This is a genomic window from Streptomyces sp. NPDC087310, assembly GCF_044744405.1.
Lineage (GTDB): Bacteria > Actinomycetota > Actinomycetes > Streptomycetales > Streptomycetaceae > Streptomyces.
In genome coordinates this window covers 88,141-114,872 of sequence record NZ_JBIUYF010000003.1, presented here as the reverse complement: position 1 = coordinate 114,872, position 26,732 = coordinate 88,141, and the positions used below count along the sequence as shown (strand labels likewise).

The window sequence follows — 26,732 nt, the reverse complement described above, 5'->3', positions numbered from 1 at the left end:
CGATCGGTTCGGCGCGGGGGCACCCGGATCACTCCCCTCCGTGCAGGGGTGTGTTCGCAGGAGGGCAGACCCGGGCGACGTCAGGACCGACCATGGACCTTGAGCGGCTTCGCGAGGCGTGCGAGGAGCGCGTAGCGGCCCTTCGGCTTCCCCACCGCTTCAGCACCCGCGATCTGTGCGACGCCGTGGCGGAGCAGCGCGGCCGTCCGATCGTTCTCAGGCCGCTGAGCACGCTCGGCGCGATCGACGCACCGTGTGGCATCCGCCTGGAGACCTCCGACGCCGACCTCCTCTTCTACGAGGAGGGAACGTCCGCCCTGCACCAGAACCACATACTCGCGCACGAGGTCAGTCACATCATCTGTGACCACCCCGGCAGTCTGGAGCTGGACGCCGACACCTTCCGCGCCATCGGCTTCAACCCCACCCTCGTCCGGCGTATGAACGGACGTACGAGCTACTCCACGGACGACGAGCGCGAGGCCGAGATGATGGCCACCGTCATCCGACAGCACATGTACCGCGGACGTGAACTTCCCCCCAGCGAGCCCGCGAAGGGCGCCGAGCGCTGGGAGGCCCTGTTCGCCGAACCCACCAGGAAGGGCCATCGGCACACATGATCAACCTGTTGTTCTCCGGCGTCGCCCTCGTGCTACTCCTCGCCGCCGGCTACTGGGTACGCGGGCGAGGCGGCCACAGACCCACCGGCACCTGGCCCATGGCCGCGCTGCTGGCGTCCTTTGCCCTCGCCTTCGCCTCGTACATACCGTTCGTGGAAAGCGCCGCCGAGAGCGTCGTTCCCCACGTCGGCCGCCTGCTCAGCAACTCGTTCACGCTGGCCGCCGCGACCGCCGTCCTCGTGTTCATGCTCCAGCTCAATCTGGAGCCCGAGGAGGCCCGGCGGAGCGTCCGTCTCCGTCTGCTGTGCCTCGGGGGCTCCGTCGCCGGCATGACGGTGCTGTTCGCCGCCGAGCAGATGAACGACCGGTCGCCCCAGCTCTACGCGCTCTACGTGCTGATCTACATCACCTATCTGGGTGTCACGGCGAAGGACTTCTGCGCGCAGACCTGGAAGCAGTCCCACCGCTCACGGCGCAGGAGCCAGCGCATCGGGCTGCGCGTCACCGCCGCCGGCTGCGTCTTCGCGCTGCTGTACGCCGCGTACAAGGTGTTCACGCTGGTGTCCATCGGGCTCGGACTGGGCCTCATCCCGGACGGCGCCCGCTGCTCGACGCCCTTCACCCCCGTCCGCTGCGTGTTCAGTGTGACGGCGCCCGCCCTCGCCGTACTCCTCATGGCCCTGGGCCTCACCCTCCCCGCGGTCGTCTGGCCGTTCAGCCAGTTCCTGCGCCGGCGCTGGGAGTCGCGGTCGCACGCCGCGCTCGGCCCCCTGTGGGAGGCCGTCACCGGCGCGGCACCCGAAGTCGTCCTGGCGGAGGCCGAGTTCGGCGAGGAGAAGAAGGCCGACGACTTCGCCTTCTTCCTGCACCGCCGCGTGATCGAGATCAACGACGGCGGCCTCGCCCTGCGGCCCCACCGTTCCCCGCGCGTCCAGGAGCACGCCGAACGGGCCGTCGCCGAACTGGGCATCGCGGGCAGCCCGGAAGGGGACGCGACCGTGGAGGCCGCGGTCCTGCGAGCCGCCGTACACGCCAAGAAGGCCGGGAGCGCACCGCGGACGGAAGCCGCGGCGCCCGCCCCCGGTGCCGCGGCCCGGGCGGGCAACCTCCGCGCCGAGACCGAGTGGCTGCTCCTGGTCGCCCACGCCTATGCGCGGAGCGAGACCGTACGTACCGTCGCCGAGGAACCGGCGCCCTCAGAAATGGAATCACCGGCGTGAGCGACCCGTTGCGGGACCCGCGGTTCTTCGCAGACCCCTACCCGACCTACGCCAAGCTGCGCGGCACCGCCCCCGTACAGAAGGTGCCCACCGGTTCAGGAGGCCACTACAGCTACCTGATCACCGGCTACGCGGAGGCCCGGGAGGCATTCACCGACCCCCGGCTGTCGAAGAACACCGCACGCTTCTTCGCGGACAAGCCGTCGCGGCGCGCACTCCATCCCGCCGTCTCCCGGAACATGCTGGCCACGGACCCGCCGCAGCACTCCCGGCTACGGACCCTGGTGACCAAGGCGTTCACCACCGGGGCCGTCGCGCGGATGCGCCCGTACATCGCCGCACTGGTCGACGAACTGCTCGACGCCTGGCCCGACCACGGCCCGGTGGACCTCGTCGCGAGCCTCGCGGTCCCGCTGCCGGTCACCGTCATCTGCGAAATGCTGGGGGTACCCGCATCGGACCGCCCCCTCGTCCGTACGTGGTCGAGCGAACTGTTCGCCGCCGGCGACCCCCAACGGATCGACGCCGCCTCCCACGCCCTCGCCGACTACCTGACCGACCTGGTCGCCACCAAACGCGCCTCGCCCGGCGAGAGCCTCCTCGACGACCTCATCGCCGTACGCGACGCCCAGGACCGGCTGACGGAGGACGAACTCGTCTCGCTGGGCGTACTCCTGCTGGTGGCCGGCCACGAGACCACCACCAACTTCATCGGCAACGCGGCCCTGGCGCTCCTCCAACACCCCTCGTCCCTCGCGCGATTGAGGTCCGATCCGCGGCTGCTCGGGGATTCCCTGGACGAACTGCTGCGCTTCGACTCACCGGTAGGAATCGCCACGTTCCGCTACAGCACGGAAGCGCTCACACTCGGCGGTACGGAGATCCCGGCAGGCGTCCCGGTACTCATCGCCCCCGGCGCAGCCGACCGCGACCCGACCCGCTTCCCCGCCCCGGACCAACTCGACCTCGACCGCGACGCCACAGGCCACCTCGCCTTCGGCCACGGCATCCACCGATGCGTGGGCGCCCCCCTGGCCCGAGCGGAGGGCGAACTCGCCCTGGGGGCAGTCCTCTCCCGCTTCCCGGACGCGCGACTGGCGGTGCCGGAGGAGGAGTTGGAGTGGCGGCACACCCGCCTGATGCGGGGCCTCGTGTCCTTGCCGCTCCTGGTGTGAGGGAGCGGGCCGGAACCGAACCCTTGGGCTGAGGGTGACCCGGCAGTGGCGCGCGCCGCGTCACCTTCGGCCGAAGGGCTCCACCCGTGAGGGGTGCCCCCAACACGCTTCCCGAGCGTTCGTTCGCGCGTTCGGATACGGTCGTGGGCGTCCTGAACAGCGGCGGAGTGGTCTGTGCAGTGACGTTCGGACGCCATTGAACGTAGGTCAACAAGACCAGAGCTGAGACCACTGGGTGGCGGGCCTGGAGTTCGCCTCATTCGGCGAGCGCTGCCGCTAGCCGGAATTCCTACTTATTTGATGATCGTGCCCCATGAGTGAGATCCCGTACAGCGTTGGTGAAGGGCCGGCGACCAGGGTCAGCCTCTCCCTCCCGGAGGGACGGTTCCGCGCACGAGTAGGAGCGGGCACGCCAGGTCTTCGACGAAGTGTTCGCCGAGGAGGGGCTGTGGCCCGCCGCAAGCCGAGCGACGAAGACCCCTCGCTCTCGACTGCGAGGGCCTGTCGAAATTCGTCAGTGACCACGAACGTTCGGAATAGTTCTGACTTGGGGTGGAGCCGGGGCAACTCGGGCGACCGAACGATGCTGTTACGCCGGTCAACGTGTCCAGAACTGGGGCCTTTACGAGGCATGGCCGAGGCGGTAGGAAGCCCGGCTCGAAGGTTCGACGGGCATCAGTTCAGCGGTGGACCGGCCGGGCCCATGCCGAGGAACTGAGCGAGGCGTTGTGCGCCTGGGTGTGCGCCCTGCGCATCAACTCATGATGTTCGTCCTCTGTCGTACAGCGCTCTCAACTGCTCTTCTGAGACCGAAAGGATCTCCTGAGTCAGGCACGGATCACAGTCGCGGCGGAGAAGGTGGGAGCTTGACAACAGAGTCCGAATCCCAAGGTCAGCAGGAGTGGCCCGTCCGAAGCTTTCTGGGCGGGCTGTCGGACCCCATTCGTACTTGTCTGCTGCGGCTCGGAACCCGCTGCCGCTATCTGCCCGGGGAGGTCCTGATCCGTGAGGGCGACCGCTCCAACCATGTGGTGCTCCTGCGCTCCGGATTCGTCAAGGTCACTGCCCAGTTGGACAACGGTCACGAGGCGCTGCTCGCCATCCGGGTGGGCGGGGACATAATCGGCGAGATGGCTGCCATGGACGACGGCGCGCCGCGGTCGGCCACAGTCACTGCCTGTGGGGAGATTGCCGCCAGCGTCGTTCGCGAATCCGACTTGCATGTCTTCCTCGCTTCCCACCCCGAGGCTGCGCGGGCAGTCAACCGCATCGTCGTCCGTCGGCTGCGCTGGGCGAACCAGCGGCGGGTGGAGTTCGGAGGCTATCCCGTCAAGGTGCGGCTCGCCCGCGTAATCGCGGAACTGGCCGTCTCTTACGGACATCCGGTCCCCCGCGGGTTAGCCATCGGTGTTGACCTCACTCAGCCGGAACTGGCCGCACTCACCGGTTCGGCAGAGGTCACGATCCACAAGGCGCTCGCCGAGCTGCGCAGGGATGGCCTCATCACGACTGGCTACCGGCGCAACGTGGTACTCGATCTGGCCCGACTACGGGAAATCGCCAGGCTGGGGCCACCTCTCCCGTAACGCGTGTATCGCCCACCTCTCCTACCGAAAACCGTATTTCTACGACCTAGAGCGGTGTTCTCCGTATCCGGCCGCACAGTTGACGCGCACATCAACTACGGCAGGCAGGAGAACCGGTCCGATGACATCGCAGTCGCATTCGTGGTCCCGCTCGCAGGAGATCATCACCCGCCATCTCTGCATGGCCGCCGACGTGGAGAGGTACAGCTTCCGCGACACCCTGGACCAGGAGACGGTCCAGGCCGACCTGGTCCGGGTGCTGGAGGAAGCTGCGGTGCTCAGCGGTCTGGACCGTACGGCGTGGGAACGTCAGCCGCAGGGTGACCAGGAGTTCGCCGTGCTGCCGCTCGATACTCCGGAGCCGGAGGTGCTCGGTGGCTTCGTACGGAACCTGGCCACTCGGCTCGGCGAGTCCAATGCCAACCGCGCCGAGAAGGAGCGGATGCGGCTCAAGCTGGCCATCGACTTCGGTGTGGCACGTACGGCCGCCCTCGGCCACAGCGGGCCCGCGCCGGTTTCTGTGGCCCGCTACCTCAACGCGGAGCAGCTCAAAGGGGTGTTGAAGGCCATCCATTCGACCGATCTCGCGGTCATCGTCTCCGACCGGCTCTATCAGGACGTGGTCAGGCTCCGAGGCGAAGGAGAGGGCCTGGACCCGGCCCGGTACGTCCAGGTGCATGTTCAGGAGAAGGAATTCAGCGGCTACGGATGGATCCACGTACCGGAACACGGCCCGGAGGAGCTGGAACCGCTGATCTCCGTCCCGGATCCGGACCAGAACCCGTCCCCCGCACCCACCAATGTGGTGAAGCGGAACAAGGGCGGCGTCTTCCACTTCGGCAGCGGAGACGCGGCGAAGACCATGAACAAGAACTACCAGCGGTGACGGGTGTGCTTGCCATGGAGGGCATAACCGATCCCGTCAACGAATCCCTTGACAAGCCGTCGACGGAACCGTCTGCCACCGGGCAGGACGACGTGTCCGTGGAGACGGCTGACGACCAAGCCGACCACATCCGTCGGTTGCGTGAACAGGGCCTGTTCTCGGTTTCTGTCGAAGGGGGAATCAAGAGCAGAGCGGTCGGCTTCGGCAGTGGGGACGCCGCCGCGACGATGTACAAGAACTACTTCACTGTCCCGGACGTCGATCCCGTCGACGGTCGGATCCCCGAGGACTATCTGGATGAGCTGAGCGAGTTCTACGTCGCGCCCGCCAGCCATGAAAGTCTTGTCAAGCACCTGGTCAAGCACGGTGTCGCGGTGTTGCGTGGCGCTCCCGGTACCGGACGTTACGCCACGGCACTGCTCGCCGCGCGAAAGGTGATGCAGACCGGTGTCGTCGTACTGGACTCGGACACGGGCGTGCGCCGGCTCGTCAAGAAGGACGGGGGACTTCAACCGGGCCGGGGGCATGTCGTCGAGAGCGATGGCAGGAAATGGGCCAACGAGCTGAGTGCGCACGTGCTCATCCGGTTACGGGAAACGACCTACGGGCGCTCCCCGTTGGTGATCGTCGTCGACGATCAGGTTGCTGTCCGGGGCCTGGACGAGCACGTGGTCGAGCACGAGATCGCGGTCGACATGCGGTTCGAGGTGCTGGAGCGGCACCTGACGGTCCTGCTCGCCGATCAGCCGGAGCGCTGCCAGAGACTTTTAGAGCACCAGCGTCTCCGGGAGGACTTGCGCGGTCGCCGATCCATGCAGAAGATCGCCGTTCTGGCCCGTCGGCTGGCGCGGCGTGTGCGGGACGGCGATGACATCGACCGGATTGCGCAGGGGCTCGGGGACGAGTTGCGGGTCAAGGCGGCGAAGCTGTTGGGGCCGCACCCCGCGACAGGGGGTGACGACGCCAGGAAAACGGAAGTGTCCTTGTGGTCCCGGGCCTTTCTGCTGGCCTGCGTGGTGCTCGACGGGACGACGCTGAGCCGGGTCAGCCGGGAGTCCCACCGGCTTGCCGAGCTGCTGCACGGCGTGCGCTCGCCGTCCTCCGTGCCCGAGATGCCGCTGTTCCGGGAGAGCGTGCAGGACTGGCTGGGCGATGCCGATGTGGAGTTCATCGACCGCAACGGGCACCGAGTGGATGCCCGGCATCCCGAGTGCCGGGTTCGGGTCAGTCACCACGGGCTCGGTGAGGCAGTCATGGAGGTGCTGTGGCATGACCACAGCGGGGCACGGGGCCCATTGCTGGAGTGGCTGGACAGCCTCGTCGTCGGAGGGGAGGAGGAGATCCGGGTGTCGGCCGCCCAGACAGTCGGTCTCCTTGCCACCTTCGACTGGAACTACGTACTTGAAGAGCGTCTCGTGAGTTGGGCCGCTGACAAGGAGCATGCTCCCCGGCGGCAGTTCGCGGCGGCGTGGGCACTGGAACGAGCGGTGACCGAAGGGCTGCCGACCTCCCGCGTCCGGATGCTGCTGCGGCGTTGGTCCCAGCGGCGAAGCTTCCGGAAATGCGCACAGGCTGCGTACGGAACCCGGATCGGCGCGATGTTCCCCACCGAGGCACTGAGCGGTCTCGAACAGATCGCCCAGTCGGGGATGTGGAGCGTGGGGGACGCCGTGCGGGAGATCTATGCGGCCGGATCGCGGGTCCAGGTGCTGGAGCGACTGGCGAACTGGTCCGCATCTTCCCGGCATTGGCTGCGGGATGACGCCGCGAAGTGCCTCCTTCGGCTCAGCAGATTTCGAGGAGCGCAAGCTGTCACGGCCTTCCTGGGCGAACAGGGCCCACGTGCCGACCTTCTGCGGCTCACTCGGCAGGTCTTGCTCAGTCCCACCCGACACCACCGCGGGTACGGGTGGAACGCCATCCGGATGTGGGTGGAGCGGGCCGGCGAGGAGCCGGGGCTCGATGAACTCCTGGCCGAGTTCATCGCCGAGCTGCCCGAGCCGGGAGCCGAGGGCGCCGACATGCGTGAGCGGTTCCTGTTCTACCTGCGGCTGTGGGGGCATCAACTGCCGGACGGCCAAGCGGCAGCCCATATCGGATCTCTGGTGACGGAAAGGTGGTCGATGTGATCAGGACACGGCGCCGCAGTGCTCTGGCATGGTTGCGAGCTCTGTTCGGCGGTCTGTCTGAGCCGTTTCTGCCCTTCGCGGCTACGACAGCCGATGTGCCGGAGATAGAAAAGGTGCACCGCAACTCCACCGTTTCGTTCGAAACGCCCTCCAGGGGCGGTGGGTTCGACTTCCGGGTCGAGATCCGCTGCGAGTGGTGTGCCGAAGGGCGCTTGGACCAGGAGACGCTGGGTCGTGCCATCGACAGTCACCAGGAGGCCATGCCGCAGTACCTCCTCGACCGGGTTCGCGACATCGCCCGCCTCTACGAGCCGTTCCGGGTTGAGGAGGCGGAGCTGGCTGTCAACGATGACCTGCGACAGGGCGAATGCTTCGAGAACGGGCTCGTGCGCTGCCGTACCGTCGCCTATTTCCAGCCCTCGCCGGAGGTGCTCGAGCGGCAGCGTAAGGCCGCCTTGGAACTTCAGGACATCGAGCACCGGTACGCGAAGTCCGCGCTCCAGGTGGAGTTGCTGGGGCAGGTCTCCGAGAAGTGGCGCACGTTCCTCGCCGGTGGGCTCGCCGGTGTGCGCCAGGACGATGACGTGCTGTCCTGGCTGACACCGTGGGCGGTGTTGCTCGCCGAGAGGCCGGATCAAGCGGCCACTGAGGTCGGGGACATGTTCCAGCAGCGGCAGAAACAGCTCGACGAGTTCGGGAAGATCCTGGAACGGCAGGCAAAGGGGCACCAGGAGCGGGACCTCTTCGATTTCGTCATCACCAACGAGAAGCAGCTCGGCCACGCTATGCGGTTGTTCGGTCTTGAGCTGCCGGGCTCCCCCGCTTCCGGGGGCGGACCGGCCGAGCCGCTGCCTCAGCAGAACAGGAGCTGACGGAACGCGGCGCGATCTCTCAAGACAGCAGCGGGCCGGTGAGGAGGGAGAGTCCGGCTGCCACCGCCATCAGGCCCGTCCAGATCACGCCCCGGGCTATGTACCGGTGCTTGGTCATCGCCACCCGGGCGAGTACCGGGATGAGCTGCCAGATCTCCCGCCGTTCGCGGTCCTGATCCGCTGGGGGAGGGGTGCCGTCGGCGATGGCCAGCAGCGGCAGGCTGAACCGGTTGGGGGCGGGGGGAGGTCCCAACCGGGGACGCAACGCCTGAACGACGCAGTAGACGGCCGGCAGGAACCCGGTCACGTGCAAGAGCAGCAAACAGAAGGCGATCCAGGCTCCTGGCCCACCACGCTTCCAAGCCTCTTGTACGACGTCCCCCTGCGGCAAGGCTGCGGCCAGCAGCCCTGCCTGCACCGCGCTGAGAACTCCGACCTTCGCGTCGGCGAACTGGGCCGCGCTGCGAAGCGAGGCGCAAATGGCCAGTCCCGTCTCCATGCCTGTGGTCTCGGGTGTGTCCGAGGTGGTCGATCCGGCTGGGCTCCTGGTGGGGCGTACGGGACTGGACACGAGTGCCTCCTAGGACCGAGTGGTCGAGAGATCCCAGTAACCCCCCCAGCACTGTCCGACAAAAGTTACAAATACGTATTTCACCATGGAGAGTTCAATGAGTCCTTTGATGCGAATGTCCTCCACTCGGTTTCTCTCTGCCGTAGTCGTGCTGACCGCCCTGGTGGCGGGCAGCGGGTGCAGCGCCTTCGAAGGGCCTACCGCGCGGCCCTGTGCGTGGCTTGACCGTGTTTCCGACGGCGCTTCCGGCGGCACCGGAAAGACCCGGCCACGTACCGCAGTGCTCCTTGACCGCAGCTCCTCCACCCGGCCTGACAAGACGAGCGGGCCGGGGGTACGGGTGCCGGACTGGGCAGCCACGCTCGTGGCCGCCGAGGGACTTGCGCCGCCGGAACTGGAGGGAGGGTTCCTCTCCGTCGCCGGCTTCGACGGAACCCGAGCCACTGTCGATTGGGGTGTGGACCAGGTGTCCGTCACACCGGTGAAGGGCAACGACACGCTGAAGAAGGATCGACGGAGCGCGCAGCGCCGCTGTCTGGAGAAACGACTGCGGGAGTTGTCCGCCGGAGCGCCGGGCACCGATCGTACGGATGTGCTGGGCGCACTCGCCGCAGCTGCCGACCAGCTCAGCTCTGCCCGTGGTGACCGCAAGATCGTGGTCGCGACCGACGGGCTGACCAATACCGGCTGCGCGGACCTGCGCTCCGCCGGATTCGACGGCACGGAGGAGATCAAGGCGACGGTGGAACGCTGCCGCAGGGCGGGTGAGCTACCCAACTTGAAGGGAGCCGAGGTGGACCTCCTCGGCATCGGCCGCTCGCCTCGGGGCGAGGCACCGTCGTCCCCACAGACCGCTTGGCTGACCGCTCTGTGGACACATCTGTGCGAGGCGACCGGAGCATCGTCCTGCGAGGTGGCCGCTACTGCCCGCGCTCGAGAGCCCGAGGTGGGGAAGGGAACCACAGCCGGCACGGCCGAACCCCAGGTGACCTATCCGACTGTCTCCGAACGACCGAAGGGCCGGGTCACCACGATCACCCTTCCCGGGTCCGTCCTCTTCGACACCGACCGCGCGGAGCTGTCACCTGCGGCACAGAGCACCCTGGACCGAGCGGCGCGCCGTATACAGAAACTCGATCCCCTCGTGGTCGCAGTCTCAGGGCACACCGACTCCCGTGGCGGAGAACGACACGGAAGGCAGCTCTCCCTGGCCCGGGCGCAGGCCGTACGGTCCGCCCTCGCCGGACGCGGGATCGCGGTCGATTCGGCCCACGGCTACTCCGACGAACGGCCCACCTGCACTCCCGAGTACCGAGACGGTGCTCCGGATTACGCAGCCATGGCCTGCAACCGTCGGGTGGAGATCGCTGTCACGGTCCGTCGATGACCGCCTCCCGACCGGTGCACACCGCGGTGAGGGGGCACTCCTTCACAACTCGCAGAAAAGGACGTCATACATGTCCCAGAACCACCAAGGCTTCCCCTGTCATCACGGCTGCGGATGCGACATACGGCACCTGGTGAAGAGCGCGGAGCAGGGTCCGGAACGCGCCCCGGAACATCTGGACAACGGCGAGATGCGGATGCTGCTGCGCGCGGCCCGCGAGGTCGCAGACCTTGTCAGCCACAACCGAGAACAACTCGCGGCTGCCCGCGCCCGTACGATTGGCGCCCACGCCCGGACCGAGGAGGCCGTCCAAGCCCTCGCCCGCTTCGAGGCGATGGCTTCGCTCCGGACGGCTCGTGCGGCGCAAGAGACAGTTGAGGCACGTCATGCGGAGGATGGCGCCCACGACCGACGTCGCCGTGAGCTGTGGATACGAGTGCTGCGCTGGCCGGTCATCGCCGCCATGGCCGTGTTCGACGCCTGGTATTTCATGCAGGTCTTCCAGTACCTCACCGTCAATGAGGCAGCGGTCTCCTTGGCCGAGCAGACAGTCTCCTTCCTGCCCGGTGTCGTTCTCGCCCTGGCTCTGATGCTCTCCGGATACACGATCGCGGCTCCGTTGCACCGTGTACGCGAGCGGCTGCACGCACTGCGCGAGTGTCGCCCCGTACTCGCGTTGCTCGGCTCTCTCAGCCTGCCCGCTCTCTACCTGCTCACCGTGCTGACCACTGTCACCGTGTGGGCCCTGCTGCGGGCTCGTGATGCGGGAGTGGGGGACGTTGAGGGAGCCAGGTTCGCGCCCGGGTGGGTCGCCTTGCTGATGCTCGTGCTCGCGATCACCGCGGTGGCTATGAAGATCGTGGCCTATAACCCGTACGCGGACAGCGCCGTCGAGGCTCGCCGCGGCCTGTTACGTGCTCGGATGACCTACGCCTTGCTGGTGCGGAGGGCGGGAGCCGCCCTCCGCAAGCATGAGAGAGCGTGGAGTGACCTGTGCGCGCTGCGTGACGAATTGGCCTCACAGGTACGACTGGAGAGCATGCGAGTCTGGGAGGCTGCGATCCTCACCGCCCGCATGTTTCACGGTCAGGCTGGCCACATCCCGCCCGCTCCGGCCGTCTTGCTCGAAGGAACGGAGGCGTCGGCGCCGACGGCTGCCTGGATGGCGCCGCTCTTCTCCGGCGTGGTTGAGCCCCCGCCAGAGCTCGGGCCCCTGGTCGAAGCCCACCGAATCACCGTCACATGCACTCCCGCCGAGCTACGCGAGCGCCGGACAGAACTGATCAGCCGCATCGACCGTCAACTCGGACCGGCCTGATGGCTGAGCGACAGGAAAGCATCGAGGCCACTGCGGCAGATGCCGGTTCGGCCCTGTTGGAGCTGGTCCGGGGCAACCGCCAGTTGTATAGGCGATTGGTCACGGCTTTTGCAGGGACGAAGCCGACAGACCTCGTCATTGACGTCGTCCTGACATCGCTGGACCCCATCCAAGTGCGTATTGCTCCGCCCCGGCAGGAACTCACCCTGGCGCGACGGGCGGTCATGACGGTAAAGCCGGGGCCTGCCTGGACTCCCTTCGTACAGCGGGGGCTCGCCACTCTGGCCGGGTGGCAGGCCGGTGATCAGATTCTGAGTGCGGAGGCGAGACCAGAACGCTCCAGGGCCTCCGACCGAAAGTGCCTACCGGAATGCTTCCGCAGTGGTGGTGCCGGAAGGCTTCGTATCGGAAGTGGGCGTGTTTATCCAATCCGGCCCGGCGAATCGGCGCAGGTCAGCTCCGAGACAGGACATGAGAGGACAGAGCAATGACCGTTCCGCTGTTTGGCGACGCATTCACCCGTGTCTGCAGATGGGTGGAGGACCAATATGCCGACACGTACCTGTGCTTGCGCACGGGGACAGACACCATGCCTCTCTGCGATGAGGAACGCATCTCGCTGAGCGATTTACGTTCCAAGGCTGTACAGGGGGATTTCGGTAGCCCTGCACGCGCCGACGTCTGGTGTCACATTGCGCACCACATCCACGAAGAGACCGGGAGCGGGCGGGAAGAGCGGTGGACGTTGATTGTCCTCTGGCTGCTCACACCCCGCTTGAGAGGGGCAGCACGCGTGATCGCCCGGCGTACGGGGGCGGAACAGGCCGACGTGTGTTCCGCGCTGCTACAGGGAGCGTTGGAGGGGGTGCGGACTCTCGACAGGGCGGACCCTGCGGGAGCCGAGCAGCACCTTGTTGATGCGGCGTTCGCCGTCGGATGGCAAACCGGGCGGCGGAGCTCCCACGAGACGCCAATCGGGGAGTGGGACGTGGTGAAAGGCATGGTACCCGGCCAGCTTGTTTCGGCGACGGCAGACTGCGACCTCGTGCGGGGTGACGCGATGTCCATCGCGCTCGCCCGGCGGGCGCAAGGTGAGCGACTGGGTTCTCTGGCATACCGCTTGGATCTCCTGACGCATGTGCGCCGGGTGCGCCAGCTCCGGCGCGCCCGGCCGCGCCCGGCGGGTAGCGAAGCCCACCACACACCGATGGGACAAGATTCACTGTTCGATATGCGGGGGCCTGCAGATGACACGCCATCGTGATGAGTCCGTCCCGTTCTCGGAGATCTTCGGACTCCCTGCCGAGTTGGATCTCAGGACGGCGGCGAAAGCGCTGAACCTGGGATTGGCTACTGCGTACCGGCGAGCCAAGCGGGGCGACTTCCCCTGCCCCCTTCGGAAGGTGGGACGACGTTATGTCGTGCGTCTGCCTGACCTGATGCGTGGACTCGGTATCCAGGACGTGCGGGTGCTCTATGACGACATCGAGGCGGGTGCGAGATTCGCCAGTGGACAGACCGAGACCTAGCCGCGCCCACGGGCTGCGACGCCTGACTGCCGGCACCGCTGAACTCAACAGCGCACGCAAGACGCTCGGCTGGGTAACCCCAGCCGAGCATCTGTCTACACTGCTCACCGCCACACATCGGTGATCACGTGGCGCGACAGCCCCTGGAATTCGCCGCCCCGCAATTCCGCAGTGGCGACAAGGCTCACCGCGCCCGCACTAGGGCTCCAAGTCAGGGTTTGGCTGTCATCCGAGTTTTCCTGGTGGAGCATATGTGCACTGTTGACGAGGTCGTGGCACTCTCGCACGATCGCACGGGGTAGCTGGAGAAGTGTGCTGTCGGTGTAGGCGATCGTGGGGATCCTGTGGCGCTGGGTGATGCCGCGTTGAGCAGGTGCTTTGCATGTCTGAGCGAGGTTCGTGCCGGAGAAGGGAAGGAACGTTGGCACACCATGGACCACGGTGCAGTGACTGCGGCGGTGCCACGGGGGTTCTCAGGCAGACGGCAGGTGAGACGCAGGCGGGGGTTCACCGGGGATCCTTGTACGATCCGTTCCAGTCCTCGGCCTCGTCCGTGCGGTCGATCCGGCGCAGAATCTCGTCGCCCTGCGGAACCCCGATATCGCTGAGGACTCGAGCCAGGTTGACTCCGACGAAGCTGTGGTCTTCCGGTGTCAGTGACTGAAGCGTCGCCGCGAGGGTGTGCTCCCAATTGTCCTTGTCGGACAGGAGGTTGCGGTGGGTCACAGTCCAGTCGAGCACGTCCTTCGCCTGTTCCGGCTGGTGCAGGAGCCAGAGAGCGGCCAGGCCGACGGGACCGCCGGCGACAACCTCCCGGTAGAAGCGGTAAGCCTCACGGTGGGCTTCGCCGAAGCCTGACGGGAGGGCGGGTTCCGCACCGGTGCCGGGGGTGGGCAGAAGCGCGGCAGGCGGATCCAGGAACCAGTATGTGAGGCCGAATCCGTCGATCACCTGTGGTTGGCCGGGCGGTTCGACCTCGGCCGTACCGAAGTGGGGCGGTGGCTTCCGCAGTGGGTCGGCGGCTCCGGGCAGAGTGGCGTTCTCGCTGATGTGTCCGACCACCAGGTGCCGGGCCTGTTCTTCGGTGATCCGGTTTCTCGCCGCGACGACCGGGTTGCTGATTCTCCAGGCGACGCCGTAACGGGCAGGGGGTTTCGGCGGCCGTCGCGGGATGTCGACCGCAAACCGCCGTTCCGCGAGCGAGACCCAGACGATCTCGAAGAATTCCCCCTGACGGACCGCGCGCGAGGTCGGCCGTGGATAGCCCCAGTAGTCGCCGCCGTTCGGCGCCACCATGCCGTCGGCCCCGTTGTCCGCGAGAAACACCAGGGCTCGGTCCTCTGAGGAACTGATACGGAGGCGGATCAGTTGCCAGACCGGCGAGGAGTTCAGAGGGGTGATGAGCGGACCGGTCACGGGGCGAACCCTTCTGCTGAGGAGGCCGTACGGACGCGATGGCGGCGCAGGACGAACCGCAGGACGCCTCGGTGGCTCCGCGCCGTGTCCGAGAGTGCGGTGAGGAAGTGTGGGAAGGCGGTGCGATGCCGTAGGGCCGGGTCGCTCTCGATCCGGGACAGGCCCGTCGCCGTCGCTTCGTACGTTGCGGGATCGTCCAGGGCCGCGACCACGAGGCCGAACGTCCACTCGGGGTGCTCCACGAGCAGGTCGGCGAGACTCACACGCCGTTTGCATGGTGCGCCGGGCGGGGGGAAGGCCGCCCGGCTCATTGATTCGATGGCGTGCACGGCCAGGGCATGACGCGGGGTGTCCGGATCGGCTGCTTGCCATTCCCGCAGGCGATCGAGGACGAGAGCGTGGTTGGCATTCTCCGAGAGGAGAGTGCTGAGGGCGAAGGACACCGCAGTACGCAACCTGCCATCCAGGCTTTGGTCCGGCTTGCCGAGTACGGCGTCCAGAAGGTCCAGGGCGACGACGGGGCGGGCCAGGCCGAAGCTGCCCGCGCACGTCTCTGCCACGGTGCAGCGGAGGGGGACAGCGGCGGAGCGGCTCCATTGCCGTAGCTGGTTCCGTACCGCGCCGGTGATGGAGGGGGACTCAACCATTTCCCCGAGCGCGTAAGCCACCAGACGGCGGCGCCAGCGCGTGTCCGAGGCCGCGAAGGAGTGCAGCTGGCGCAGTGTGTCCGGGCCGGTCGAGTGGGTCAGTACCCTTCCGATCGCCTGACCAGCCGCGAGCTCGATGCCGGAGTGATGGGGAGCCTGGTCCAAGGCATTCCACAGCAGGCCCGCCATGCCTTCGTAATCCAGCCACAGGCACCGGAGCAGGGTCTCCGCCCGGTGCCGGCCGGAGAAGGCGACCGGCTGGACCGGAAAGCGCTGCCCCGCCTTGAACCGGGTCGGCAACGGGCGTGCGCCGATGGCCTTCAGCCGGGCCTCGAAGGCTGGTCCGAGAACGTCACGCCGCGGCTGCGGCCCCTCAGCGACCGGTCCGCGCGTATCGATGCGCTCCGGCCGTCCGGCCGTGGCCAGTGCCGGGGCGCCGCGTGCGTCGATATGCGTGCGGAGAATCGCGCTGAATGCTTCGACGACCGTACGGTCCTGTTCGGAAAGCAGCGAGATTGCCGCAATGAGGGCGAGATGGTCGGCCTGGTGGCTCGATTCGGCCAGCGCTCGGTGGGCCGCCGCAGGGCTTCCGGTCCGCAGCTCGTCGATGACGGAGGAGGCGGCCTTCCCCGACACGATGAGATCGCACAGTCCCGCCGCCACGTCGACACCGTCCTGGGGCAGTCGATGGCTGCGCAGATAGCTGGTGAAGTCTGCGGAGGCGAGGTGTCCCAACGCCGCAGCGCCTTGCGCAGGGGTGAGTTCACCAGCTACGACCACGGTGTTCAGGCGCTTCGTGGCCACCTCGGCCGGTGGCGGCGGACGGTGTACGACCTGCCAGGCCGTCGTGTCGCCAGGCAGGGATGTCTCGGCCCCTACAGTGACGACCAGGTGAGCTCCCGTTCGTCGCAGCAGCGTGGCCAGCGCATTGAGCACGACTTCGCCGAGCGAATCGGCCGCCGCCGGGGACAGGCCCTGGAGCAGATAGCCGCGTGCCTCCGTCGGGCTCCAGCGCGAGAGGTCGTCCGGTGAGTCCAGGCCGGTGATGCCGTCGGCTCCGTACCGCTCCGCGAGCAGTGCGAAGGCGGCGGTGCTCGCGCCCGTCCCCCTGTCGGCCCGCAGCAGCAGAATGTGGCTGTCCAGCATCTTCCGGCACTGCGCGTAGGAGGGTGGTTCGACGAATGCCCGCAAGCGGTCACGGACATCGGCCGCGGGATACGGGCCTTCCCGCAGCCGAGGTTCGACGATGTGGTCCGTAACGGCCTCGTCGCGGATATGCACGGTGACGTCGCCGTGGATTGCGCCCATGACAGCCAGGCCCTGCTTCAACCGCTGCTGGTTGTCCCGGTAGGAGTCCCGCACCTCCGTCAGGCCGTCGTCCTCCGGGCTGTCCACGCCCGGGTGGTCGTCCGCTTCGGAGTTCACCGGTGATCCCCGGCTCCGCCGACCTGCTTGTCGCCCCCCACATTGTCGCCGCTGCCCCAGTGCTGGTTGGTGCCCTGGTACGACGTGGAACCGCCGGTGTACGTGACGTCCCGCCCGACGCTCCCCATGACGGCGGCGCCCTCGCCCACGTGCTGCTTGTTGCCGCTGTAACGCGTGCCGGAACGCGTCTTCGAGACCCGTTCCTGACCGGCGGCCGAGTCGGCCGGCGCCGCGGATTCCTCGCGCGGTCGCACACCGGCCTGGAGGAGGTTTCCGGACGGCGACGGGACATACAGCCAGGCACGCTGCGAGAAGTTCTTCCCCTCCACCGTGGCCGGAACTTCCACGCAGCGGTCGGGGTGCAGTGCGGTGTACGCGCCGAGTACCACGTCCTCGTAAACGCGCTGGGAGATGACCGCGGCCAGGTGGGTGACCTGCTCGCTCGCGGCGGCCAGGATGGCCTTGACCGGACGGGAGTCCAGCAACCGGTGCGTGTCGTTGCGGGCTGTGCCGCTACCGTCGTCCGGCCCGTCCGCGTCGGGCAGCGGTCCGACGTGGACGCTGGCCCGGAGCCGGATGCGAGGGCCCACACATTGCTTGTTGTACGCGCCGAGGATGTCGTCCAGCACACCCAGGAAAGGCCAGAGGACGAAGGGCAGCAGAGCCGGATCGAAGCCGAACACCACGCCGTCCCCGGTGTTGGCCGGAAACCGCTTGGAGTCGCGGAGTCCGTGAAGTCCGGCTCGTTCCAGCGCCTGATCGACGAGTTCGGGGATCAACTGGCTCACCGGACCGTGCTGTATGGCGGGAAGGCCAGTGAAGTCCTTCGCGTCGACGGCGAACAGGGCCCGGTAGGGAGGCAGAGGCCGGCTCTCGGCGTACGGGGAGGGAACGTGCGTGGACATGCGTGAGCTCCTCGTGGACGGTGGGACGGTGACGAAGCCGGTGGTCGGCTGATTCGAGGTTCCGTCGGTTTCAACCGTCCGACTGCACAGCGCTGGGCACTTCACCGGTGTCCCACGTCACAGCGGGGGCGGGCTCCGGCGATGTTCCAGCTCCCCCGCGCGGGTGCGTTCATTCAGCCGGGGACGGTGAGCGGGGCGGCGTCGGCGTGGTGTTCGGGGTGGACATCGCCCAGTCGTGCAGTGTCTTCATGTCCTTGATAATGATCATTCTGCGGGCCGTCTCCACCGCGCCGGACTCCCGTAACCGTTGCAGTCCGGTGATGACCGCGTTGCGCGTCACTCCGGTTGCCTGGGCGATCTCCTCCTGGCTCAGGCCGGTAAGCCGTACCACATCCGATTCGGAGCCAGGCGCGGTGAGTTCGGCCAGCCGCAGGAGTGCCCGTGCCAGTCGGACGACCAATGGAAGGGTCAGCAGTTCGGTGCGGTGTGCGTCGGACTCTCGCAGTCGGGAGAGCGCTTGGCGCATCAAGTCCATAACAAGCCCACGCTGTTCGACAAATCGGCGGAACCGTTCGGCGTTCAGCACGACAGCGGTGCACGGGGTGAGGGCGATTACTTCCGCCGTGCGCGCGGTGCCCTGGAAGACGGACACCTCGCCCAGCAGGTCGCCCGGCCCTCGGAAGGCAAGCCAGGTCAGTACTCCGTCCGGCTCCCGGCACACGACCTTGGCGAGACCACCGGTGAGGGCGAGCAGGTGCGTTCCCGCGGACCCCTGTCTCAGCATTACGCTGCGTTCGCGAAAGGTGCGGGGCGTCCCCTGGCCACATAACTCGCGCCATGTCTCTTCCGGCAGCACTCGTCGCCTTCCCCATACGCGGGCTCGTCCTGCACTGTCGCGGCCTCATGAGTTCTACGGTCGCTGCCCGACTGCGCTCAGTCAGGCGCCATATGACGAGAACGACTGCCGCGTCCATGCCAACACACGGACATGTGTGAGGGCGAGTGCCGAACAGGTCTGCCCAAAGAATCCCGCCGGACACAACTGATTGGCGCGAGAGATGGACGCGCGGGCGAACGCCGAGGCGCGCATGCGCTACTGCCTCTCCGCGCTGCTGACCGCGGTTGATGAGATACGAAGCAATCTCATCGCGGGCAATCCGGTCGTCGTGGAGAGCTGCTTTGCCCGTTGCCTCGCCAACCACCGTGCTCTCGGCGTCGACCTCGATGTCACCCTGCCCCTGACCTGCCGCAGCCTGTCACCTACCACTTGGTCTGTACGGAGGACGAACGCCGGCCCCGCCTCGCTCACCGGGGCAAGCCGGTCTCCCGCTGGGACGTCCTCACGGAGAACGTCGCCGACCGGATCACCCGTGCCGAGCCCCTGGGCGTGCTCTGCGACGCGGTCTGGACGAGCTGCTCCTGGCATTAACGACCTTCAGGCCCGGCTGACCGCGCTCGGTGCCGTCCAGGCATTCCCTCGCACCCTCCTCACCCGCAAGATCTTCGAGAACGACGCGCTCGACAGCGGTGCCTGGGTACGCCTGCGCGACGAGGGCACGCGCTCGACGCTCACGCTCAAGCAGGTCACCTACGCGACCACGACCGACGGCACCACAGAGATCGAGACCGAGGTCACGGACCTGCACGCCATGGCCGAGATTCTCCGGAACGTCGGCATGCGTGAGGTCCGCTACCAGGAGAACTACCGCGAAGAGTGGCGCCTGGGCGAGGTCGCCTTCGACTTCGACACCTGGCCTGACCTCCCGACATTCGTCGAGATCGAGGGCCCCGACGAGACATCCGTCCGGCAGGCCGCCGCGCTTCTCGAACTCGAATACTCCGAGGCACGGTTCGGCAGCGTCGACGAGATCTACAAGAGCGAGGCCGGCCGCGACATCCTGGCCGAACCCACCCTCCTCTTCGCCGACGAGGAGAAGAAAAACGCTGGATCGGTCCCGGCATCCACCCAGGGCCACTGACCGCAGGCGCTGAGCCGTGCTGATGGAAGTGGCCGTACCGCATCAGGTGATCAACGGGATGACCGAGATCGCCCGCAGCGGTCCGCCTACCCCGGCAGCCACCGACGACGGCAACGCGTGAGTGGACGGCTTCTGCTGGCTCTATTTCGGCCAGCCGTTCCCGCCGAAGTGGAGCGGCCGCGTGGACGCCGGAGCGGAAAGCACCGAGCGCCAGGACGTCTGGGCCGCGGCCAGAGCCTCTCGTTTGGGTCTTGCGGGGCTCGCGTGGCCTGGTGCCGCGCCCTGATCCAGCCAGATACAAACGAGAGGCTCTGGGTGCTCACTACTACGAGGCCGGCGTGCCGCGCGTATCCAACCGAACAGGACGCACGATCCGACGGAAGTGCCGCTCATCCCTCACCGGGGTAGCCGGTCCCTGACCGCTCAGAGGATCCGGCGGTATCCAGGGGCCCGGGCATCTGCCCCTTCATGCCGAGGAGTGTCGGGCAGGGCGCCGCCGACCAACTGAGACCACGCACGTCGAAGGGCCCCACCGCGACCGGTGGGGCCCTTCGACGTATTGCCCGGTGAGAGCAATGGCGGAGGATACGAGATTCGAACTCGTGAGGGGTTGCCCCCAACACGCTTTCCAAGCGTGCGCCCTAGGCCACTAGGCGAATCCTCCGCGGCAAACAATACAAGACGCTGGGCCGTGCTCGCGAACTCGTTCGCCGGGGTCGGGATCGGGTACTGTGTGCGGAGCCCCTCACGTGGCGCTATCTGACTGAACTCCCCCAGGGCCGGAAGGCAGCAAGGGTAGGTTGGCTCTGGCGGGTGCGTGGGGGGCGCTTGCGTTGTGGGTGGCGGTGGAGGGCGGGTTTGTCGTAGGGGGCCGATATCGTCGTAGGTGTGTCGTCCCTTGCGCTGTACCGCCGTTATCGCCCCGAGTCGTTCGCCGAGGTCATCGGGCAGGAGCATGTCACTGACCCGCTGCAGCAGGCCCTGCGCAACAACCGGGTCAATCACGCCTACCTGTTCAGTGGGCCGCGTGGCTGTGGGAAGACGACCAGTGCGCGCATCCTCGCGCGCTGTCTGAACTGCGAGCAGGGGCCGACGCCCACGCCGTGCGGTACGTGCCAGTCGTGCCAGGACCTGGCCAGGAACGGGCCGGGGTCGATCGATGTCATCGAGATCGACGCCGCTTCGCACGGTGGTGTGGACGATGCGCGTGATCTGCGGGAGAAGGCGTTCTTCGGGCCGGCCGGCAGTCGTTACAAGATCTACATCATCGACGAGGCGCACATGGTCACCTCGGCGGGGTTCAACGCCCTGCTGAAGGTGGTCGAGGAGCCGCCGGAGCATCTCAAGTTCATCTTCGCGACCACCGAGCCCGAGAAGGTCATCGGGACGATCCGGTCGCGTACGCACCACTACCCGTTCCGGCTGGTGCCGCCCGGGACGCTGCGGGACTATCTCGCCGAGGTGTGCGGCAGGGAGGGCGCCGTCGTCGCGGACGGGGTGCTGCCCCTGGTCGTACGGGCAGGTGCCGGGTCCGTGCGTGACTCGATGTCCGTGATGGACCAGTTGCTGGCGGGCGCGGCCGACGACGGTGTGACGTACGCCATGGCCACGGCCCTGCTCGGGTATACGGACGGCTCGCTGCTCGACGCCGTGGTGGACGCGTTCGCCGCCGGGGACGGCGGCGCGGCCTTCGAGGTCGTGGATCAGGTGATCGAGGGCGGCAACGATCCGCGGCGCTTCGTCGCTGACCTGCTGGAGCGGCTCCGGGACCTGGTCATTCTGGCCGCCGTGCCGGACGCGGGCGAGAAGGGGCTGATCGACGCCCCCGCCGATGTCGTCGAGCGGATGCAGGCCCAGGCGTCCGTCTTCGGCGCGGCCGAGCTGAGCCGGGCCGCCGATCTCGTCAATACGGGGCTGACGGAGATGCGGGGCGCCACCTCGCCGCGGCTCCAGTTGGAGCTGATCTGCGCGCGGGTGCTGCTGCCCGCGGCGTTCGACGACGAGCGTTCGGTCCAGGCGCGCCTCGACCGGCTGGAGCGGGGAGCCGCCGCCACCTCCTCGGTCGCCGGGGCCGCCTTCTCCGGTGCGGGCGCCGGGCCCGCGGCCGGGTACGTTCCCGGTCCCGACAGCCATGCCGCCGTACCGCCGCCCGCTCCGGTGGAGGATCCGGCCGCTGCCGCCGCTCGGGCAGCCGCCGCGGCGCAGGCCGCGCAGGCCGCCGCCCAGGCGGCGCCCGCCCCGCCGGCCCCGGCCCCCGAGCCCACACCAGCCCCTGCCGCCGAGCCCCAGCGGCCCGGGGCCTGGCCCGGTGCCGGCGCGGGTGCCGCCGAGAGCGGGCGGCGCCCCGGCGGCTGGCCCACCGCTTCCACGCCGGGGCAGGGCGCGCCTCAGGGGGCCGGTACACCCGCCCCCGCGCCCGCCGCCCCGACGTCCGCTCCCGCGGCCGGCCCCGCTGCGGGCGCGGCGAGCCCGGGGATGGCGCAGGGCGCCGGGCAGGTGCGGCACATGTGGCCGGACATCCTGGAGGCCGTCAAGAACCGCCGCCGCTTCACCTGGATCCTGCTCAGCCAGAACGCGCAGGTCGCGGGGTTCGACGGGACGACGCTCCAGGTCGGCTTCATCAACGCGGGCGCCCGCGACAACTTCACGAGCAGCGGCAGCGAGGCCGTGCTCAAGCAGGCCCTCGCCGAGCAGTTCCACGTGCAGTGGAAGATCGAGGCGATCGTCGACCCGTCCGGCGGCACCCCGCCCCCCGCACCCTCCGGCGGCGGTCCGGGCGGCGGCGGTGGGGGTTACGGAGGTGCCGGTGGGGGGTACGGAGGCGGCGGTTACGGCGCTCCTGGAGGCGCGGGAGCCCCGTCCGGCGGTGGCGGGGGCGGTTACGGCGCTCCCTCGGGCCCCGGCCCCGGCTCGGGCTCCGGACCGGGCCCCGGCTCGGGCTCCGGCCCCGCGTCCGCCTCCCAGGCGTCGCGCCCCGCCGCGCCCGCCCCCTCCCGCCCCGAGCCGCCGCGCTCCGACAACAGACCCGCCTCACCGCCCCCGCCGCACACCGTGGCCCCCGAGGACGACACGGCGGAGGAGGACGATCCGGATCTCGTCGACTCCGCGCTCTCCGGCCACGACCTGATCGTCCGCGAGCTGGGAGCGACGGTCGTGGAGGAATACACGAACGAATGACGGGCCGCCCTTCGGCGTCTCAGCCAACGGCCCGCACACGGGCCGGCCCGCCCGCCCGGTTAGGCTGCCTCACGTGAAGGTCCTTGTCATCGGCGGCGGCGCCCGCGAACACGCCCTGTGCCGCTCTCTCTCCCTCGACCCCGAGGTCACCGCTCTCCACTGCGCGCCCGGCAACGCCGGCACCGCCGAGGTGGCCGTGTCGCACCCGGTGGACGCGCTGGACGGCGCGGCCGTGGCCCGTCTCGCCACCGAGCTGGAGGCGGATCTCGTCGTCGTCGGACCCGAGGCGCCGCTGGTGGCCGGGGTCGCCGACGCCGTACGGAACGCGGGCATCCCCTGCTTCGGCCCGTCCAAGGAGGCCGCCGAACTGGAGGGCTCCAAGGCGTTCGCCAAGGACGTGATGGCCGCGGCGAACGTCCCGACGGCACGCAGTTACGTCTGCACCACCCCGGAGCAGGTCGACGAGGCGCTCGACGCGTTCGGCCCGCCCTACGTCGTCAAGGACGACGGGCTCGCGGCCGGCAAGGGTGTCGTCGTGACCGACGATCTCGCCGCGGCCCGCGAGCACGGCATCGCCTGCGGCCGGGTCGTCATCGAGGAGTTCCTCGACGGCCCCGAGGTCTCGCTCTTCGCGATCACCGACGGCGAGACGGTGCTGCCGCTCCAGCCCGCGCAGGACTTCAAGCGCGCGCTCGACGGCGACGAGGGCCCCAACACCGGCGGCATGGGCGCGTACTCCCCGCTCCCGTGGGCCGACCCCAAGCTCGTGGACGAGGTCCTGGAGACCGTCCTCCAGCCCACGGTGGACGAACTGCGCCGCCGGGGCACGCCGTTCGCCGGGCTGCTGTACGCGGGCCTCGCGATCACCCGTCGCGGGGTACGGGTCATCGAGTTCAACGCCCGCTTCGGCGACCCCGAGACCCAGGTGGTCCTGGCCCGCCTCAGGACCCCGCTGGCCGGTGTCCTGCTGGCGGCGGCCGAGGGGAACCTCGCGGAGCTTCCCCCGCTGACCTGGCGCGACGACGCGGCGGTCACGGTGGTCGTCGCCTCGCACAACTACCCGGACACCCCGCGCACCGGCGACCCGATCGAAGGGCTCGACGAGGTCGCGGCCCAGGATGGACCCGACGCGTACGTCCTGCACGCCGGGACCCGGCTGGAGAGCGGCCGGGGCGTCGGCGGCGACACGGTGGTCAGCGCCGGGGGGCGCGTGCTGTCCGTGACGGCCACCGGCAAGGACCTGACGCAGGCCCGCGAGCGCGCGTACACGGCGCTGGGCCGGATCCGCCTCGCGGGTTCCCAGCACCGTACGGACATCGCGCGCACCGCCGCCGGCGCCTCGGACGCCTCTGGCGCCTTGGAGGGCTGATACCGGCGGCCGGTCCTCGCCGGTCGGTCCCCCCAGGTAGTCGCGTACGTATGCGAGCCGTAGCCCGTCGCCGGGCCACGGCTCGCAGTCGTACGGAGGCCCAGGGAGCCCCGGAGGAGTCGTGACGAGGCTCTGAAGCGTGGGCGTCAGCAGCTTTGACCAGAGCCATTCCATCGGGTGACGGTTGGGCCATCCGGATGACGGGTCTTCGGGGTCCAACTAGGGTGCGGCGCATGCGTTCCGGCACTTGGCCCACCGGCATTGCGATGTCAGTGGCGGGTGCCACAGTGGGGGAGTGAGCAACGCAGCCGACACGGCAGAGGGGGTGAGGTCCGACCATGTCCGGTTCCGGGATCGGTGACGAGCTGGGCGCTCAGGGTGCCCGTGTCCGCGCGCTCGCCGTGCTGCGGCTGCGTGGCAGGGCTCTGGCCGTCGCGCTGCTGCCCGCGGCCTTCGCCGTCGTGCTGCTGGCCGGCGGGGCGACGGGGCACCTCGGCGGCGCGGGGTGGAATGTCGCGCGCTGGGTGGTCTCGGTTCTCGCCGTGGCCGTGCTGGTGCTCGCCGCCGCTGTCGCCGTCGTCGTCGTGCGCGCCAAGCCCGCCCTCAGCCCCACCGTCGCGGTCTCGGAGAAGGCCGCGCCCGATCTCTACCGGCTGGTCCGCGATCTCGCGGAGCGCCTTGAGGTTCCCGCTCCCTCCGCCATAGCGCTGACCCCGGACTGCGACAGTTGGCTGGAGGACCGTACGCATCCGGGGCACCTTCAGTCGCGTGGACGCATGTTCGATCGTGCACTCGGCCGGGCGGTTCTGTCCCCGGCCGCTCCGGGCGGTCCCGCCGGTGGACGGGGCGCCGAATCGGCCGCCGGTACGAGCAGCGGCGCGGGGCCCGGCGGAGTACGGGGCGGGGCCGTCGCCACCCCCGTTCTCGTGATCGGCTCGCCCTTCCTCTGGTGGATGCGCGTCGCGGAGCTGCGCGCCGTCCTCGCCCCGGTCGTCGCCGGTACGGGGCTCTCCGCGCACCCGGACATAGCCGCGGCCCGCCGCTTCGTCCGGGGGCTCGACGCGGCGGTCGCCGTCGCGGCGGCCCCGGGGCTCGGGCCGGTCCGCAGGGTGGCCCTCGGCATCGTCGGACGCGTCGCCCGCGTGCTGCTGCGCGGCTGTGGCGAGCACGCGGCGCTGATGGAGCGGGGCGTGGCCTCCGCCGCGTCCGAGCGCGCCCAGGCGGTGGACTACGGCCTGCGGATCGTCGCCCAGGAGCAGGTGGGCCTCGCGTACGCGGGGTGGGACCGGCTGCTCACGCGCGTCGCGCTGCCCGCCTGGCGCATGGGGCGCTGGCCCTCCCGGCTCGACGCCGGTGTGGTCTCCGCCCTGACGGAGCTGTCCCGCCGCGACCGCCTCGCCGAGGGCTTCGCCTCCCGGCTCGGCGAGCGCCCCGCCTGTGACCTGCTCGAAGAGCCGGGCACGGTCGACGAGGCGGCCTCCCTGCTCGCCGCCCGCCTCTTCCACGGCGGCCCGGCCGAGGCGGGCCCGGACTGGTCCCCGGTGGACTGGCAGCAGTATCCGGAGGAGGTCGTCGACCGCAAGTGGCGTACGGAGGCCGCCCGGCTGCACCGCGTCCTGGACAGCATGGAGGTCGGCGCCGGGGTCGGTACGGGCGCCGGTGCGGGTGTCGTACCGGTTGCCGCGCCCGTTGCCGGTACGCGCGGGCGGGGCGCCGGCTCCGTGTTCGGCCCCGGCGCCCAGGGCCCCGGCGCCCAGGGCCCCGGCGCCCAGGGCCCCGGCGCCCAGGGCCCCGACGGCTCGGGCCGCTCTGTGGGCTCGGACGGCTCTGTGGGCTCGGGGGGTTCCGGCCCCGTCCAGGGGCCCACCCTGGCGCGCGTCATGGACCACCTCTCCGGCTCCCGACGCGGGGGCGGCGAGACCGGTGAGGCCCTGGCCGCCGGCATCAGCGCCGAGCTGGCCAGGGAGGAGGCGGCGGCCCCGGCCACCCCGGCCGAGGCCGGAGGGGACGCCCTCGCGCTCTGGGGCACCGACCCGCTGCCCCTCTTCCCGCTCCAGCCGCCCCGCACCGGCCGTGAACTGCTCGCCGACCACGTCACGGCGATGGTCTGCTGCTCCGCCGTCGACACGGCGGGCGCCGCCCCCGGCCTGGACTGGCTCGACGGCCCGGCCCTGCTGGTCGACGGCGTGCGCAGGGCCGATCTCGGCGGGCGCGTCCTCAGCCTGGTCGAGGGCGGCGACGCGGAGCCGCTCCGCTCGTGGCTGGCCTCCCTGGGCGTCCGCGCGGAGAAGCCCGTACGCCTCGTGTGAGACCGCCCGCGACCGCGTGCCCCGACCGCCCGACCCGACCGACCCGGTCGCCCGCGCCCGCCTGGCCCACCGCCTGCCCCGACCGCCCGCGCCCGCCTGACCACCCCGCTCCCGACCCGGCGGTCGTCGCAGGGGCCCCGCCCGCTCCGGACCGGCCGCGATCAGCCCGCCCCCGTACCCCCGGAATCTCCGCTACCGGGTGGCTGAATGCG

At 69.3% G+C, this 26,732-nt stretch carries 19 protein-coding genes, 1 tRNA gene and 1 other RNA gene; 15 read left to right on the top strand and 6 right to left on the bottom strand.

What is annotated here, in order from left to right; all coding sequences use genetic code 11:
• Window positions 1–92 precede the first annotated feature (92 nt).
• From ACIO3P_RS11000 to ACIO3P_RS10970, 7 genes are all read left to right on the top strand, one after another.
• Window positions 93–620 (top strand): regulator component, encoded by a 528-nt coding sequence (locus ACIO3P_RS11000; RefSeq protein ID WP_329827532.1) that lies wholly within the window; start codon window positions 93–95, stop codon window positions 618–620.
• Window positions 617–1,840 (top strand): MAB_1171c family putative transporter, encoded by a 1,224-nt coding sequence (locus tag ACIO3P_RS10995; RefSeq protein ID WP_401848944.1) that lies wholly within the window; start codon window positions 617–619, stop codon window positions 1,838–1,840. The genes ACIO3P_RS11000 and ACIO3P_RS10995 overlap by 4 nt, the downstream gene beginning before the upstream one ends.
• Entirely contained in the window at window positions 1,837–3,015 is a 1,179-nt protein-coding gene (locus tag ACIO3P_RS10990) for a cytochrome P450 (RefSeq protein WP_401848943.1), read from the top strand. The genes ACIO3P_RS10995 and ACIO3P_RS10990 overlap by 4 nt, the downstream gene beginning before the upstream one ends.
• Window positions 3,016–3,881: 866 nt before the next feature.
• Complete coding sequence (locus ACIO3P_RS10985; protein WP_401848942.1) at window positions 3,882–4,601, top strand: Crp/Fnr family transcriptional regulator; 720 nt, start codon at window positions 3,882–3,884, stop codon at window positions 4,599–4,601.
• A 121-nt stretch (window positions 4,602–4,722) separates the two neighbouring features.
• Complete coding sequence (locus ACIO3P_RS10980) at window positions 4,723–5,487, top strand: hypothetical protein (protein ID WP_401848940.1); 765 nt, start codon at window positions 4,723–4,725, stop codon at window positions 5,485–5,487.
• A gap of 5 nt (window positions 5,488–5,492) precedes the next feature.
• Window positions 5,493–7,616, top strand: coding sequence for a hypothetical protein (locus ACIO3P_RS10975; protein WP_401848938.1), 2,124 nt, complete (start codon window positions 5,493–5,495; stop codon window positions 7,614–7,616).
• Complete coding sequence (locus tag ACIO3P_RS10970) at window positions 7,604–8,488, top strand: hypothetical protein (protein WP_401848936.1); 885 nt, start codon at window positions 7,604–7,606, stop codon at window positions 8,486–8,488. The genes ACIO3P_RS10975 and ACIO3P_RS10970 overlap by 13 nt, the downstream gene beginning before the upstream one ends.
• 19 nt (window positions 8,489–8,507) lie before the next feature.
• Here ACIO3P_RS10970 and ACIO3P_RS10965 read toward each other — a convergent pair whose 3' ends face one another.
• A complete protein-coding gene (locus ACIO3P_RS10965; RefSeq protein ID WP_401848934.1) occupies window positions 8,508–8,987 on the bottom strand; it encodes a hypothetical protein in 480 nt (159 codons plus the stop codon).
• 529 nt (window positions 8,988–9,516) lie between these two features.
• Here ACIO3P_RS10965 and ACIO3P_RS10960 point away from each other — a divergent pair.
• From ACIO3P_RS10960 to ACIO3P_RS10950, 3 genes are all read left to right on the top strand, one after another.
• Window positions 9,517–10,446, top strand: coding sequence for an OmpA family protein (locus ACIO3P_RS10960; protein ID WP_401848933.1), 930 nt, complete (start codon window positions 9,517–9,519; stop codon window positions 10,444–10,446).
• 70 nt (window positions 10,447–10,516) lie between these two features.
• Complete coding sequence (locus ACIO3P_RS10955) at window positions 10,517–11,764, top strand: hypothetical protein (RefSeq protein WP_401848931.1); 1,248 nt, start codon at window positions 10,517–10,519, stop codon at window positions 11,762–11,764.
• Between the two features lie 487 nt (window positions 11,765–12,251).
• A complete protein-coding gene (locus ACIO3P_RS10950) occupies window positions 12,252–13,028 on the top strand; it encodes a hypothetical protein (protein ID WP_401848930.1) in 777 nt (258 codons plus the stop codon).
• A 772-nt stretch (window positions 13,029–13,800) separates the two neighbouring features.
• Here ACIO3P_RS10950 and ACIO3P_RS10945 read toward each other — a convergent pair.
• From ACIO3P_RS10945 to ACIO3P_RS10930, 4 genes are all read right to left on the bottom strand, one after another.
• Window positions 13,801–14,709, bottom strand: a complete 909-nt coding sequence (locus ACIO3P_RS10945) for a hypothetical protein (RefSeq protein WP_401848928.1) — start codon at window positions 14,707–14,709, stop codon at window positions 13,801–13,803.
• Window positions 14,706–16,781, bottom strand: coding sequence for a hypothetical protein (locus ACIO3P_RS10940; protein WP_401848926.1), 2,076 nt, complete (start codon window positions 16,779–16,781; stop codon window positions 14,706–14,708). Before ACIO3P_RS10940 ends, ACIO3P_RS10945 begins: the two co-directional genes overlap by 4 nt.
• Window positions 16,778–17,686 carry a hypothetical protein gene (locus tag ACIO3P_RS10935; protein WP_401848925.1) on the bottom strand — a complete coding sequence of 303 codons (909 nt, stop codon included), beginning with the start codon at window positions 17,684–17,686 and terminating at the stop codon, window positions 16,778–16,780. The genes ACIO3P_RS10940 and ACIO3P_RS10935 overlap by 4 nt, the downstream gene beginning before the upstream one ends.
• 169 nt (window positions 17,687–17,855) lie before the next feature.
• The gene (locus ACIO3P_RS10930) at window positions 17,856–18,542 is read right to left on the bottom strand and encodes a Crp/Fnr family transcriptional regulator (protein WP_401848924.1); all 687 of its coding nucleotides are present in this window, start codon (window positions 18,540–18,542) and stop codon (window positions 17,856–17,858) included.
• A gap of 568 nt (window positions 18,543–19,110) precedes the next feature.
• On the opposite strand from ACIO3P_RS10930, the gene ACIO3P_RS10925 reads away from it, so the two are divergent.
• Window positions 19,111–19,665 carry a class IV adenylate cyclase gene (locus tag ACIO3P_RS10925; protein ID WP_401849521.1) on the top strand — a complete coding sequence of 185 codons (555 nt, stop codon included), beginning with the start codon at window positions 19,111–19,113 and terminating at the stop codon, window positions 19,663–19,665.
• Window positions 19,666–20,241: 576 nt separating this feature from the next.
• Here the strand turns inward: ACIO3P_RS10925 and ACIO3P_RS10920 are convergent.
• Window positions 20,242–20,329, bottom strand: a tRNA-Ser gene (locus ACIO3P_RS10920).
• 72 nt (window positions 20,330–20,401) lie between these two features.
• Here ACIO3P_RS10920 and ffs point away from each other — a divergent pair.
• The 4 genes from ffs (at window position 20,402) to ACIO3P_RS10900 (ending at window position 26,520) form a co-directional block, all read left to right on the top strand.
• An RNA gene (gene ffs / locus ACIO3P_RS10915) (signal recognition particle sRNA small type) lies at window positions 20,402–20,500 on the top strand.
• A gap of 53 nt (window positions 20,501–20,553) precedes the next feature.
• Entirely contained in the window at window positions 20,554–22,842 is a 2,289-nt protein-coding gene (locus tag ACIO3P_RS10910; protein ID WP_401848922.1) for a DNA polymerase III subunit gamma and tau, read from the top strand.
• 73 nt (window positions 22,843–22,915) lie between these two features.
• A complete protein-coding gene (purD, locus tag ACIO3P_RS10905; RefSeq protein WP_401848921.1) occupies window positions 22,916–24,211 on the top strand; it encodes a phosphoribosylamine--glycine ligase in 1,296 nt (431 codons plus the stop codon).
• 338 nt (window positions 24,212–24,549) lie between these two features.
• A complete protein-coding gene (locus ACIO3P_RS10900) occupies window positions 24,550–26,520 on the top strand; it encodes a hypothetical protein (RefSeq protein WP_401848920.1) in 1,971 nt (656 codons plus the stop codon).
• Window positions 26,521–26,732 lie beyond the last annotated feature (212 nt).